This window comes from Enterobacter cloacae complex sp. ECC445 (genome assembly GCF_021892025.1).
Classification (GTDB): Bacteria; Pseudomonadota; Gammaproteobacteria; order Enterobacterales; family Enterobacteriaceae; genus Enterobacter; species Enterobacter chengduensis.
Map to the genome: position 1 here is coordinate 1 of NZ_JAKLRZ010000042.1, position 13,277 is coordinate 13,277.

Here is a 13,277-nt window from a genome sequence, read left to right on the forward strand (position 1 = left end):
AAATCGCCGCTTCGCGGTGCCCTCAGCTTATTCCTTCCGGCTTATCGGGGACGGGCGGAGGTAACGTCCCTGTAAAGGCCGCCCTCTCGGCGCATCCATGCGCCTCGCCCCGGCCTGCAGGAAGCGCTTCGGCGATTTACAGCCGGACCAGGTCATTGCTGTAAGGCATTCATAATCCTGATGCTAGATACGTCGCTTCAGTTAAAAAAATTACTGGGGATTCCCCAGCCCTGTGGGAGAGGGCTGGGGTGAGGGCATCAGGCTGCACCCAACTCATTTGTTGCGGGTTAATTTCTCAAGATCCGCTTCAATTTCGCTGATCTTGTTGGTCACAACGCTTTCAAGGTGACGCAGATCGTCAAGGATCTTACGCTTGAGATCGACTTCGGTGCGGTCGCGCTGGCAGATCTGATCGAGTTCATCGATCACATAGCGCAGGTTAGGGCTGATTTCCTGTACTTCTTTGTATCCCTGACCTACGCCGTCAGCAACAACGGTCTTACGCTGGCGCGGGTATTTAAACTTCACGCTTTTGGCGAAAAACTCTCCTTTGTCCTTGTGAAAATAGATTTTCAAAATATCGTTATTGGCTTCCTGACGGAGGCTGTAACGATCAATTTCATCAGGATTGGTAATGCCCAGACTTTTCAGATTATCGTACATAGCGGTACCCTTGATCTCAACATAACCTTTGAATAATTAACGAAAAAATCTATTTTCGCCACCCTCAGATATAAAAAAAGCGGGGTTGCCCCCGCTTTTTGTTATACCCGATTAATCGATGGTGCGCAGCAATTCGTTGATGCCCACTTTACCGCGCGTTTTCGCATCCACTTTCTTCACGATAACCGCACAGTAGAGGCTGTATTTGCCATCTTTTGACGGCAGGTTGCCGGAAACCACCACGGAGCCGGCCGGAACGCGACCGTAGTGAACTTCGCCGGTTTCACGGTCGTAAATACGGGTGCTCTGACCGATGTAAACGCCCATGGAGATCACGGAACCTTCTTCAACGATCACGCCTTCAACCACTTCGGAGCGCGCGCCGATGAAGCAGTTGTCTTCGATAATGGTTGGGTTAGCCTGCAGGGGCTCCAGTACGCCACCGATGCCCACGCCGCCGGACAGGTGAACGTTTTTACCGATCTGCGCGCAGGAACCCACGGTGGCCCATGTATCAACCATGGTGCCTTCATCAACGTAAGCGCCGATGTTCACATAGGATGGCATCAGCACGGTGTTGCGGGCGATGAATGCGCCCTGGCGTACTGCCGCAGGCGGCACCACGCGGAAGCCTTCTTTCTGGAAACGCGCTTCGTCGTAGTCAGCGAACTTCATCGGCACTTTATCGAAGTAGCGGCTTTCTGCGCCATCAATAACCTGGTTATCGTTGATGCGGAAAGAGAGCAGCACGGCTTTCTTCAGCCATTGATGAGTGACCCACTGACCGTCGATTTTTTCTGCCACGCGCAGCGCGCCGGAATCCAGCAGGGAAATCACCTGGTTTACCGCTTCACGGGTCACGGTATCCACATTTGCCGGGGTAATCTCGGCGCGACGCTCAAAAGCGGACTCAATAACGTTCTGTAACTGCTGCATTGTTTACTCTTTCCATTTCACTAAAAAACATATCACCCTTTATCGTTTGGATTGAGGGCTGCTGTCAACCGTTGTTGCACTTCAAGCTGCAGGTCATTATTAAGGGCACGCCGGTCCGCTGTCGCGATTATAAATAAATCTTCTACTCGCTCGCCAATGGTTGTAATTCGAGCCCCATGAAGCGAAATTCCCAGATCGGCAAAAACCTGGCCGACGCGGGCAAGCAGCCCCGGCTGGTCGAGCGCGATCAGCTCGAGGAACGATTTGCGGTCGGTGTGGGTCGGCAGGAAATTGACCTCGGTATCGACGGTAAAGTGGCGCAATTTCGCCGGCTGGCGACGCGGCTGCGGGGGCTGCCAGCTGCGCTGGGTAATGGCCTGCTCCAGACCAAAACGGATCCCTTCATGCCTGTCCGACGACAGCGGGCTGCCGTCCGGCTCCAGCACGATAAAGGTGTCCATCGCCATGCCGTCGCGGGTAGTGAAAATCTGCGCGTCGTGAACGCTCAGGTTACGCCTGTCCAGCTCGGCGCAGACCGCAGCAAACAGATAAGGTCGGTCAGGGCTCCAGATGAAAATCTCCGTTCCGCCGCGGGTGGCCTGCGGGCTGAGCAGAATCATCGGCTGGGAGAGATCGTGCTTGAGCAGATGCCGCGCGTGCCACGCAAGCTGGTTTGGGCTGTGGCGGACAAAATAGTTGGCGCGACAGCGGGCCCAAATCTGATGCAGCGCCTCTTCATCAATGTTATCCATCCGCAGCAGCGCCAGCGCCTGAAGCTGGTGATGACGCACGCGCTCGCGCATGTCCGGGGTATTTTGCATCCCGCGACGCAGCTGTTTTTCGGTGGCGAAGTACAGCTCGCGCAGCAGGCTCTGCTTCCAGCTGTTCCACAGGGTTTCGTTGGTGGCGCAGATATCGGCCACCGTCAGGCAGACCAGATAGCGCAGACGGTTTTCCGTCTGGACCTCTTCGGCGAACTGCTTGATCACCTCCGGATCCTGAATATCACGACGCTGCGCGGTGACCGACATCAGCAGGTGATGACGCACCAGCCAGGCGACCAGCTGCGTTTCGCGCGAGTTAAACCCATGCAGCTCGGCAAATTTCAGCACGTCCTGCGCGCCGAGCACCGAGTGGTCACCGCCGCGGCCTTTGGCGATGTCGTGGAACAGGGCGGCAATCAGGATCAGTTCCGGATGGGTGAGCCGCGGCCACAGCTCCACGCACAGCGGGTGGCGGGATCGCGTCTCTTCTTTTGCAAAGCTTTCCAGCTTGAGCATCACGCGGATCGTGTGTTCATCCACCGTATAGGCGTGGAACAGATCGAACTGCATTTGCCCGACGATGTGCGACCACTGCGGCATATAGGCCCACAGCACGCTGTGGCGGTGCATTGGCAGCAGGCCGCGGCTGACGGCGCCCGGGTGGCGCAGCATGCTCAGGAACAGCGAGCGCGCTTCCGGGATATAGCACAGCGGCTGCGTCAGATGGCGACGCGCGTGGCGAAGATGGCGCAGGGTGGTGGAGTAGATCCCGGTGATGGTGCTGTTGCGCACCATGGTATAAAACATCCGCAGAATCGCTTCCGGCTCGCGGATAAACAGCGTGTCGTCGCGCAGATCGATAAGCGTGCCGCGCAGCTGGAATTCGTCATCAATCGGGCGCGGCTTTTCGTCCGCCGTCAGGGCGAGAATGGCCTCGTCGAACAGCTGCAACAGCATCTGGTTCAGCTCGGTCACCCGGCGGGTGACGCGGAAGAAATCCTTCATCATCTGCTCAACCGGTTCGTTACCTTCGCCCTGATAATTCAGCCGCTGGGCTACGCTGAGCTGGCGGTCAAACAGCAGGCGGTTATCGTAGCGGGTGACCTCCAGATGCAGAGCAAAGCGGATGCGCCAGAGCAGGTGCAGGCACTCGTTCAGCTCGTTACGCTCGGCCTCGGTTAAGAAGCCAAAGCCGACCATCTCGTCCAGCGAGGTGGCGCCAAAATGGCGGCGGGCGACCCACTGCAGCGTGTGGATATCGCGCAGGCCGCCGGGGCTGCTTTTAATATCGGGTTCAAGATTGTAGCTGGTGCCGTGGTAGCGCTGGTGGCGCTGGTTTTGCTCCTCGACCTTCGCGGCGAAGAACTTTTCTGACGGCCAGAAGCCGTCGCTGAAGATGTGTTTTTGCAGCTCCAGGAACAGCGCGACGTCACCGATCAGCAGACGGGTTTCAATCAGGTTGGTGGCGACGGTCAGATCAGATAATCCTTCCAGCAGGCACTCTTCCAGGGAGCGCACGCTGTGGCCGACTTCCAGCTTCACGTCCCAGAGCAGGGTCAGCAGCTCGCCAATTTTTTGCGCCTGTTCGTCCGGCAGCTTTTTGCGGCTTAAGATCAGCAGATCGATATCGGAAAGCGGATGCAGCTCTCCGCGGCCATAGCCCCCGACCGCGACCAGCGCGACGTCGCTTACCTGTCCGAATCCGTACTCAATCCACAGACGCTGCAGCAGCTGGTCGATAAATTCGGTACGTGCTTCAATGAGCTGCTCGGCGGACACGCCGGCGTCAAACGCGCTGCCCAGCCAGCGATGGAACGTTTCCATGTGGGCTTTAATGTGCGCGCAGGTCAGCTCGTGCGATGGCCAGACGCCCGGGTTATCGGGCTGGTCGGGGAGGGTGGGAAGGGCTGTGTTAGCATACTGTTCGGGTAAAAGATTACTCATCGTGCGCCACCCATAAGAAAAAGCTATCGCCATTAAAAAAGCCGGCATTTGCCGGCTTCTTATCACTCAATGTTCGTCAGTATCGCCGGGATGGTGTCATCCTTGCGCAACGTCATAATTTCGCAGCCGTTGTCCGTTACCACAATAGTATGCTCGTACTGCGCAGACAAGCTTCGGTCTTTGGTTTTCACCGTCCAGCCGTCTTTCATGGTGCGGATACGGTAGTCACCCGCGTTGACCATTGGCTCAATGGTAAAGGTCATGCCTTTTTGCAGCACCACGCCGCCGTCATCGGCATCATAGTGCAGAACCTGCGGTTCTTCATGGAAGACGCGACCAATGCCGTGACCACAGTACTCGCGCACCACGGAGAAGCCTTCTGCCTCCACAAATTTCTGGATTGCTGCACCAATGGTACGCAGGCGAATGCCCGGCTTCACCATTTTCAGCGCCAGGTAGAGGCTCTCTTGCGTCACTTTGCACAGACGCTCGCCCAAAATCGTTGGCTTGCCGACGATGAACATCTTAGAGGTGTCACCGTGGTACTCGTCTTTAATGACGGTCACGTCGATGTTGACGATGTCGCCATCTTTCAGCAGTTTTTCGTCGTCCGGGATGCCGTGGCAAACCACTTCATTAATGGAGATGCAGACGGATTTTGGGAAACCGTGGTAGCCGAGGCAGGCGGAAACCGCGTGCTGCTCGTTCACGATATAGTCGTTACAGATGCGGTCCAGTTCACCGGTGCTGACGCCCGGCTTCACGAACGGTTCGATCATTTCCAGCACGTCCGCGGCCAGACGACCGGCGACGCGCATCTTTTCAATTTCTTCAGGTGTCTTAATAGAGATAGCCATGTAATCTGTCCATCGGTGTCGATTTTTTCGACAATACTAGTCTAAGTGTTGTCAATGGTATCAGTCAGGCACGCCCCGTGCCAAATTGAGAATCATTAACAGCACACTCCGCCAACAACTGTTGGTTTCTGGTCGTGTTTTGTGGTATAAAGCGCGCCGGACTTCCGATCCATCTCAGATACACAGGCTGGACGGGAGCGACAAATCTCACTTTGTGTAACAACACACACGTATCGGCACATATTCCGGGGTGCCCTTCGGGGTCGGTAATATGGGATACGTGGAGGCATAACCCCAACTTTCAATATAGAGGTTTTAAACATGGCAACTGTTTCCATGCGCGACATGCTCAAGGCTGGTGTTCACTTTGGTCACCAGACCCGTTACTGGAACCCGAAAATGAAGCCTTTCATCTTCGGCGCGCGTAACAAAGTTCACATCATCAACCTTGAGAAAACTGTACCAATGTTCAACGAAGCCCTGGCTGAGCTGAACAAGATCTCTTCCCGTAAAGGTAAGATTCTGTTCGTTGGTACTAAGCGCGCTGCAAGCGAAGCTGTGAAAGATGCTGCTAACAGCTGCGACCAGTTCTTCGTGAACCATCGCTGGTTGGGCGGCATGCTGACCAACTGGAAAACTGTTCGTCAGTCCATCAAACGCCTGAAAGATCTGGAAACCCAGTCTCAGGACGGTACTTTCGACAAGCTGACTAAGAAAGAAGCGCTGATGCGCACTCGTGAACTGGACAAGCTGGAAAACAGCCTGGGCGGTATCAAAGATATGGGCGGCCTGCCAGACGCGCTGTTCGTAATCGATGCAGACCACGAGCACATCGCTATCAAAGAAGCTAACAACCTGGGTATCCCGGTATTCGCTATCGTTGATACCAACTCCGATCCGGACGGTGTTGACTTCGTTATCCCGGGTAACGACGACGCAATCCGTGCTGTTAGCCTGTACCTGAGCGCTGTAGCTGCTACCGTTCGTGAAGGCCGTTCCCAGGATCTGGCTTCTCAGGCGGAAGAAAGCTTCGTAGAAGCTGAATAATAAGGTTTTACCCCTTATTAGTACCGTGTATGAATAGGGGCCCATTACCGGCCCCTTTTTTCAATTTACACTGTTTGGCCCCCGGCCGGGCAGTTCACATCTCCCGAGGATTTAAGAATGGCTGAAATTACCGCATCCCTGGTAAAAGAGCTGCGCGAGCGTACTGGCGCAGGCATGATGGATTGCAAAAAAGCGCTGACTGAAGCGAACGGCGACATCGAGCTGGCAATCGAAAACATGCGTAAATCCGGTGCGATCAAAGCAGCTAAAAAAGCAGGCAACGTTGCTGCTGACGGCGTGATCATCACCAAAATCGACGGCACCTACGGCATCATTCTGGAAGTTAACTGTCAGACTGACTTCGTTGCTAAAGATGGCGGTTTCCAGGCATTTGCGAACAAAGTTCTGGACGCAGCTGTTGCTGGCAAAATCACCGACGTTGAAGTTCTGAAAGCACAGTTCGAAGAAGAACGTGTTGCGCTGGTTGCTAAAATCGGTGAGAACATCAACATCCGTCGCGTATCTTCTCTGGAAGGCGACGTTCTGGGCTCTTACCAGCACGGTGCACGTATCGGTGTTCTGGTTGCGGCTAAAGGCGCTGACGAAGAGCTGGTTAAACAGCTGGCTATGCACATCGCTGCAAGCAAACCAGAATTCGTTAAGCCAGAAGACGTGTCTGCTGAAGTGGTAGAAAAAGAGTACCAGGTTCAGCTGGACATCGCGATGCAGTCTGGTAAGCCAAAAGAAATCGCAGAGAAAATGGTTGAAGGCCGTATGAAGAAATTCACCGGCGAAGTTTCTCTGACTGGCCAGCCATTCGTAATGGACCCAAGCAAGTCTGTTGCTCAGCTGCTGAAAGAGCACAACGCTGACGTAACTGGCTTCATCCGCTTCGAAGTGGGCGAAGGCATCGAGAAAGTTGAGACTGACTTCGCAGCAGAAGTTGCTGCAATGTCCAAGCAGTCTTAATGATTGAAAAGGAGCCGCCTGAGGGCGGCTTCTTTTTGTCACCCGTCACAGGAAATCAGACAGGCTCCAGTATCGCTGTGCTGATTTGCGGCATATCATGTCGCCAGAATTAACCCCCATCTTAATCGTTGACAGTCTCAGGAAAGAAACATGGCTACCAATGCAAAACCCGTGTACAAACGCATTCTGCTTAAGCTGAGTGGCGAAGCGCTGCAGGGATCGGAAGGCTTCGGTATTGACGCAAGCATCCTTGATCGCATGGCACAGGAAATCAAAGAACTGGTCGAACTGGGTATCCAGGTTGGCGTGGTTATTGGCGGTGGCAACCTTTTCCGTGGTGCTGGTCTGGCGAAAGCGGGGATGAACCGCGTTGTGGGCGACCACATGGGTATGCTGGCAACCGTCATGAATGGCCTGGCAATGCGTGATGCGCTGCATCGCGCCTATGTGAACGCCCGCCTGATGTCCGCGATCCCCCTGAATGGCGTTTGCGATAATTACAGCTGGGCAGAAGCCATCAGCCTGCTGCGCAACAACCGCGTGGTGATCCTCTCCGCCGGTACGGGCAACCCGTTCTTTACGACCGATTCCGCTGCCTGCCTGCGCGGTATCGAGATCGAAGCCGATGTGGTCCTGAAAGCGACCAAAGTAGACGGCGTGTTTACTGCCGATCCGGCAAAAGATCCTTCTGCCACCATGTACGATCAGCTGAGCTACAGCGAAGTGCTGGATAAAGAGCTGAAAGTGATGGATCTTGCCGCCTTCACGCTGGCTCGCGACCACAAACTGCCGATCCGTGTCTTCAATATGAACAAGCCTGGCGCACTGCGTCGCGTGGTCATGGGCGAAAAAGAAGGCACTTTGATCACGGAATAATTTCCGTTGACGATAAATACAGGTAAGATTCCGCTTTATTTTGTAGTGGTATCTTACCCGGGCGCGCCTTTGGCGTTGTCATGAATTAAACGCGACTATACTTAGCACACCTGTAGCGCTGTGCTGGCGGATAGTCTGCCTGAGACAAGTTTTCAAGGATTCGTAACGTGATTAACGACATCAGAAAAGATGCTGAAGTACGCATGGAAAAATGCGTAGAAGCGTTCAAAACCCAAATCAGCAAAATCCGTACCGGCCGTGCTTCCCCAAGCCTGCTGGATGGCATCATCGTAGAATACTACGGCACGCCAACCCCGCTGCGTCAGCTGGCGAGCGTCACGGTAGAAGATACCCGTACGCTGAAAATCAACGTGTTCGATCGCTCTATGAGCCCGGCCGTTGAGAAAGCGATCATGGCCTCTGACCTCGGCCTGAACCCAAGCTCTGCGGGTTCTGACATCCGCGTTCCGCTGCCTCCGCTGACGGAAGAGCGTCGTAAAGATCTGATCAAAGTGGTGCGTGGCGAAGCTGAGCAGGGTCGTGTATCCGTGCGTAACGTTCGTCGCGACGCGAACGATAAAGTAAAAGCGCTGCTGAAAGAAAAAGAGATCAGTGAAGATGACGATCGTCGTTCTCAGGACGACATTCAGAAAATGACCGACGCGGCCATCAAGAAAATTGATGCGGCGCTGGCAGACAAAGAAGCGGAACTGATGCAGTTCTGATTTCTGTCGTACACTGATAAACGCCGTTCAGAGGGACTTTGGGTCTTGCTGGCGGCGTTTTGCTTTTATCTGGTCTAACTTTTCGGGCATCTCATGAAGCATTTAACACTCCTCGGCTCAACCGGTTCTATTGGTTGCAGCACTCTCGACGTTGTTCGCCATAATCCTGAACTTTACACCGTGACTGCGCTGGTGGCCGGTAAGAATGTGCAGCGGATGGTCGAGCAGTGCCTGGAGTTTGCACCCCGCTATGCGGTGATGGATGACGAAGAGAGCGCGCGTCTGCTGAAAGCTCAGCTGCTTGAGAAGGGCAGCCGAACCGAGGTGCTGAGTGGCCAACAGGCAGCCTGCGAGATGGCGGCGCTGGATGAGGTGGATCAGGTGATGGCGGCTATCGTCGGGGCGGCAGGATTATTGCCAACGCTTGCCGCGATTGATGCCGGTAAGGATGTTCTTCTGGCCAATAAAGAGTCGCTGGTCACCTGTGGACGCCTGTTTATGGATGCGGTGAAGCAGCGCGGCGCGCGTCTTTTGCCGGTCGATAGCGAACACAACGCGATTTTTCAGAGTTTACCGCAACCTTTTCAGCAAAACCTGGGGTACGCTGACCTGGAGCAGAATGGCATAGTGTCGATTCTGCTTACCGGGTCTGGTGGCCCGTTCCGTGAAACGCCACTGTCTGAACTGCGCGCCATGACGCCGGATCGGGCGTGCCGTCATCCGAACTGGTCGATGGGGCGTAAAATCTCCGTGGATTCAGCCACCATGATGAACAAAGGTCTGGAATACATTGAAGCGCGCTGGCTGTTTAATGCGTCAGCGAAACAGATGGAAGTACTGATTCACCCGCAATCGGTGATTCACTCGATGGTGCGTTATCAGGATGGCAGCGTGCTGGCACAGCTGGGCGAGCCGGACATGCGTACGCCGATTGCCCATTCCATGGCGTGGCCAAATCGAGTGAAATCCGGCGTGAAGCCGCTCGATTTCTGCAAGCTAAGTTCCCTGACGTTCAGTGAACCAGACTACGACCGCTACCCTTGTCTGAAGCTTGCGATGAGTGCCTTTGATCAGGGGCAGGCGGCGACAACGGCACTGAATGCTGCCAATGAAATTACCGTTGACGCATTTCTGAATCAGCAAATTCGTTTTACCGATATCGCGGCGTTAAATTTATCGGTACTGGAGATGATGGATTTGCGCGAACCACAAAGCGTGGAAGAGGTGCTGGCGGTGGATGCAGCTGCGCGTAATATTGCGCGCCAACAGGTGACACGTCTCGCAAGCTGGTGATAAAGCAAGCACTAGTCGTCGTGCTATTTGTTAGCGTTGGGCTTCAGTGATATAGTCTGCGCCACCTGATCGCAGGTATTTGACTTAGTGTGGTCAGGTGAGCCGTGGTTTGACACGGCTTTTTTATGTATAGGCTTCAGTATTCCTGAGTACCGTTAAATCCTTTTCAGGGACAAAAAACGCGTTATGTTGTCTGCGAATCAACCAATAAGCGAAAATTTGCCAGCTCATGGCTGTCGTCATGTAGCAATCATTATGGATGGCAATGGCCGCTGGGCGAAAAGACAAGGGAAGATACGAGCCTTTGGGCATAAAGCGGGGGCGAAATCCGTTCGCCGCGCCGTTTCTTTTGCCGCCAACAACGGCATTGATGCGTTAACGCTCTATGCTTTTAGCAGTGAAAACTGGAATCGACCGCTGCAGGAAGTGACAGCGTTGATGGAGCTGTTTGTGTGGGCGCTAGATAGCGAAGTAAAAAGCCTGCACCGCCACAACGTCCGCCTGCGCATCATTGGCGATACCAGTCGTTTTAACTCACGTTTGCAGGAACGGATTCGTAAAGCAGAGGCGCTGACGGAAAATAATACCGGTCTGACGCTGAATATCGCGGCGAATTACGGTGGACGCTGGGATATTATCCAGGGCGTTCGGCATCTGGCCGAACAGGTTCAGGAAGGGCTGTTGAGACCCGACCAAATTGATGAAGAGGCGCTGAGCAAGCAAATCTGCATGAATGAACAGGCGCCTGTGGATTTGGTAATTAGGACAGGGGGGGAGCATCGCATAAGTAACTTTTTGATATGGCAAATTGCCTATGCCGAACTTTACTTTACGGATGTTCTTTGGCCCGATTTTGATGAACAAGACTTTGAAGGTGCGCTGCATGCCTTTGCCAATCGAGAGCGTCGTTTCGGCGGCACCGAGCCTGGTGGCGACAAAGCCTGATGGGGGTAGCTTTTGCTGAAGTATCGCCTGATTTCCGCTTTTGTATTAATACCCATTGTCATTGCGGCGCTGTTTTTACTGCCCCCGGTGGGATTCGCGATTGTCACGCTGGTGGTGTGCATGCTCGCCGCGTGGGAATGGGGACAGTTTAGCGGCTTTACCTCGCGCTCTCAGCGAGTATGGCTTGCGGTACTTTGTGGCTTTATCCTGGCCATAATGCTGTTTACGCTGCCTGAATATCATCATGATATTCATCAGCCGCTGGTCGCCGGTTCCTTGTGGATATCGCTGGCCTGGTGGATGGCGGCGCTGTTGCTGGTTCTTTTTTATCCAGGCTCAGCGGCTTTATGGCGTCATTCAAAAGTGCTGCGACTGATTTTCGGTTTGCTCACCATTATTCCTTTTTTCTGGGGTATGGTTGCGCTGCGCGCCTGGCACTACGATGAAAACCACTACAGCGGTGCGATCTGGCTGCTTTATGTGATGATTCTGGTCTGGGGGGCTGACTCCGGGGCCTATATGTTTGGTAAACTGTTCGGCAAACATAAGCTGGCGCCGAAGGTTTCTCCGGGCAAAACCTGGCAAGGATTCATCGGCGGCCTGTTTACGGCAGCGATCATCTCCTGGGGCTACGGCGTCTGGGCGAATCTTGAAGTGGCACCGTCAATACTGCTGGTGTGCTCGATTTTTGCTGCGCTTGCCTCCGTGCTCGGTGATTTAACCGAAAGTATGTTTAAGCGTGAAGCAGGGATAAAGGACAGCGGACACCTGATTCCAGGGCATGGCGGCATACTGGATCGCATTGATAGCCTGACAGCGGCTGTTCCCGTGTTTGCGTGTTTGCTTTTACTGGTATTCGGGACGATTTAACGGAAGGTTTTATGCTGAGCATTCTCTGGAATCTGGCGGCGTTCATTGTTGCACTGGGTGTACTGATTACCGTGCATGAATTTGGCCATTTCTGGGTTGCTCGCCGCTGTGGCGTGCGCGTAGAGCGGTTTTCCATCGGTTTTGGTAAATCACTCTGGACGCGCACCGACCGTCACGGCACGGAATTTGTCATCGCCCTTATTCCGCTGGGCGGCTACGTCAAAATGCTCGACGAACGCGTCGAGCCCGTCGCGCCAGAGCTGCGACACAGCGCATTCAACAATAAAACCGTTGGACAACGCGCTGCCATCATTGCTGCCGGACCGGTAGCCAACTTCATCTTTGCGATTTTCGCTTACTGGCTGGTGTTTATCATCGGCGTCCCTGGCGTGCGCCCGGTGGTGGGTGAAATTGCGCCCAACTCCATCGCGGCGAGTGCGCAAATTACATCTGGGATGGAACTTAAAGCGATTGATGGCATCGAAACCCCTGATTGGGATGCCGTGCGACTGCAGCTGGTAGCCAAAATCGGCGATCCGCAGACCACCATCAGCGTATCGCCGTTTGGTTCAGATGCGCGTCAGGACAAAGTCCTTGATTTACGTCACTGGCGCTTCGAACCAGACAAAGAGGATCCCGTCGCTGCGCTGGGCATTCGTCCACGCGGCCCGCAAATCGAGCCGGTATTAGCCGAAGTCCAGGCCAATTCGGCGGCGAGCAAAGCGGGTTTGCAAGCGGGCGACAGGATCGTTAAAGTCGATGGTCAACCATTAACAGAGTGGATGACCTTTGTTACTCTGGTGCGCGATAATCCGGGAACGTCTCTCGCGCTGGAAGTTGAAAGGCAAGGCAGTCCGCTTTCGCTGACGCTGATCCCGGATACGAAGTCGGTCGGCAAAAAGGCAGAAGGGTTTGCAGGCGTGGTGCCAAAAGTGATCCCGCTGCCAGACGAGTACAAGACAATACGCCAGTATGGGCCGTTCAGCGCCATCCTTGAAGCCACGGATAAAACATGGCAACTGATGAAGCTGACGGTCAACATGTTGGGGAAATTGATAACCGGTGATGTGAAACTGAACAACCTCAGTGGGCCAATTTCGATTGCTCAGGGGGCTGGGATGTCAGCGGAATTCGGGGCGATTTACTATCTCATGTTCCTCGCGCTCATTAGCGTGAACCTTGGGATAATCAACCTGTTCCCGCTTCCCGTTTTAGACGGGGGTCATCTGCTGTTTTTAGCGATTGAAAAGCTAAAAGGCGGACCGGTATCCGAGCGAGTTCAAGACTTTAGTTATCGCATTGGCTCGATTTTGCTGGTGCTGTTAATGGGGCTTGCACTTTTCAATGATTTCTCTCGGTTGTAAGAGAGTTAGTTAGGAAGAACGCAT

12 protein-coding genes are annotated in these 13,277 nt (G+C 54.1%); 8 read left to right on the plus strand and 4 right to left on the minus strand.

Annotated elements, in window-relative coordinates; genetic code table 11:
* Nucleotides 1-273: 273 nt before the first annotated feature.
* The 4 genes from L6R44_RS23160 to map form a co-directional block, all read right to left on the minus strand.
* Nucleotides 274-663, minus strand: coding sequence for a DUF3461 family protein (locus L6R44_RS23160; protein ID WP_008501916.1), 390 nt, complete (start codon nucleotides 661-663; stop codon nucleotides 274-276).
* Nucleotides 664-774: 111 nt separating this feature from the next.
* Nucleotides 775-1,599, minus strand: a complete 825-nt coding sequence (dapD, locus tag L6R44_RS23165) for a 2,3,4,5-tetrahydropyridine-2,6-dicarboxylate N-succinyltransferase (RefSeq protein WP_008501915.1) — start codon at nucleotides 1,597-1,599, stop codon at nucleotides 775-777.
* Between the two features lie 32 nt (nucleotides 1,600-1,631).
* The gene (gene glnD, locus L6R44_RS23170; protein ID WP_237425539.1) at nucleotides 1,632-4,307 is read right to left on the minus strand and encodes a bifunctional uridylyltransferase/uridylyl-removing protein GlnD; all 2,676 of its coding nucleotides are present in this window, start codon (nucleotides 4,305-4,307) and stop codon (nucleotides 1,632-1,634) included.
* 62 nt (nucleotides 4,308-4,369) lie between these two features.
* Nucleotides 4,370-5,164: a type I methionyl aminopeptidase gene (map, locus tag L6R44_RS23175; protein ID WP_015572721.1), complete on the minus strand. Its 795-nt coding sequence runs from the start codon at nucleotides 5,162-5,164 to the stop codon at nucleotides 4,370-4,372.
* 321 nt (nucleotides 5,165-5,485) lie between these two features.
* Between map and rpsB the strand changes: the two genes are divergently transcribed.
* The 8 genes from rpsB to rseP all read left to right on the plus strand — a co-directional run bounded on the left by rpsB (nucleotide 5,486) and on the right by rseP (nucleotide 13,253).
* Nucleotides 5,486-6,211, plus strand: a complete 726-nt coding sequence (gene rpsB / locus L6R44_RS23180) for a 30S ribosomal protein S2 (RefSeq protein WP_003856207.1) — start codon at nucleotides 5,486-5,488, stop codon at nucleotides 6,209-6,211.
* 117 nt (nucleotides 6,212-6,328) lie between these two features.
* Nucleotides 6,329-7,180 carry a translation elongation factor Ts gene (tsf, locus tag L6R44_RS23185; RefSeq protein WP_006173611.1) on the plus strand — a complete coding sequence of 284 codons (852 nt, stop codon included), beginning with the start codon at nucleotides 6,329-6,331 and terminating at the stop codon, nucleotides 7,178-7,180.
* A 150-nt stretch (nucleotides 7,181-7,330) separates the two neighbouring features.
* Nucleotides 7,331-8,056, plus strand: a complete 726-nt coding sequence (pyrH, locus tag L6R44_RS23190) for a UMP kinase (RefSeq protein ID WP_008501910.1) — start codon at nucleotides 7,331-7,333, stop codon at nucleotides 8,054-8,056.
* A gap of 167 nt (nucleotides 8,057-8,223) precedes the next feature.
* A complete protein-coding gene (frr, locus tag L6R44_RS23195) occupies nucleotides 8,224-8,781 on the plus strand; it encodes a ribosome recycling factor (RefSeq protein ID WP_014882629.1) in 558 nt (185 codons plus the stop codon).
* Between the two features lie 93 nt (nucleotides 8,782-8,874).
* Nucleotides 8,875-10,074, plus strand: a complete 1,200-nt coding sequence (gene ispC, locus L6R44_RS23200; RefSeq protein WP_237425540.1) for a 1-deoxy-D-xylulose-5-phosphate reductoisomerase — start codon at nucleotides 8,875-8,877, stop codon at nucleotides 10,072-10,074.
* A gap of 186 nt (nucleotides 10,075-10,260) precedes the next feature.
* Complete coding sequence (ispU, locus tag L6R44_RS23205; protein WP_024907522.1) at nucleotides 10,261-11,019, plus strand: (2E,6E)-farnesyl-diphosphate-specific ditrans,polycis-undecaprenyl-diphosphate synthase; 759 nt, start codon at nucleotides 10,261-10,263, stop codon at nucleotides 11,017-11,019.
* A 12-nt stretch (nucleotides 11,020-11,031) separates the two neighbouring features.
* Nucleotides 11,032-11,889, plus strand: a complete 858-nt coding sequence (gene cdsA, locus L6R44_RS23210) for a phosphatidate cytidylyltransferase (protein WP_237425541.1) — start codon at nucleotides 11,032-11,034, stop codon at nucleotides 11,887-11,889.
* Nucleotides 11,890-11,900: 11 nt separating this feature from the next.
* Entirely contained in the window at nucleotides 11,901-13,253 is a 1,353-nt protein-coding gene (gene rseP, locus L6R44_RS23215) for a sigma E protease regulator RseP (protein ID WP_032644133.1), read from the plus strand.
* Nucleotides 13,254-13,277: the final 24 nt, after the last annotated feature.

What these genes read in the sequence shown, in the direction of transcription:
- glnD (WP_237425539.1), bottom strand. Translation starts at nt 4,307, where the DNA reads ATGAGTAATCTTTTACCCGAACAGTATGCTAACACAGCCCTTCCCACC.
- dapD (WP_008501915.1), bottom strand. Translation starts at nt 1,599, where the DNA reads ATGCAGCAGTTACAGAACGTTATTGAGTCCGCTTTTGAGCGTCGCGCC.
- tsf (WP_006173611.1), top strand. Translation starts at nt 6,329, where the DNA reads ATGGCTGAAATTACCGCATCCCTGGTAAAAGAGCTGCGCGAGCGTACT.
- L6R44_RS23160 (WP_008501916.1), bottom strand. Translation starts at nt 663, where the DNA reads ATGTACGATAATCTGAAAAGTCTGGGCATTACCAATCCTGATGAAATT.
- map (WP_015572721.1), bottom strand. Translation starts at nt 5,164, where the DNA reads ATGGCTATCTCTATTAAGACACCTGAAGAAATTGAAAAGATGCGCGTC.
- pyrH (WP_008501910.1), top strand. Translation starts at nt 7,331, where the DNA reads ATGGCTACCAATGCAAAACCCGTGTACAAACGCATTCTGCTTAAGCTG.
- ispU (WP_024907522.1), top strand. Translation starts at nt 10,261, where the DNA reads ATGTTGTCTGCGAATCAACCAATAAGCGAAAATTTGCCAGCTCATGGC.
- ispC (WP_237425540.1), top strand. Translation starts at nt 8,875, where the DNA reads ATGAAGCATTTAACACTCCTCGGCTCAACCGGTTCTATTGGTTGCAGC.
- rseP (WP_032644133.1), top strand. Translation starts at nt 11,901, where the DNA reads ATGCTGAGCATTCTCTGGAATCTGGCGGCGTTCATTGTTGCACTGGGT.
- rpsB (WP_003856207.1), top strand. Translation starts at nt 5,486, where the DNA reads ATGGCAACTGTTTCCATGCGCGACATGCTCAAGGCTGGTGTTCACTTT.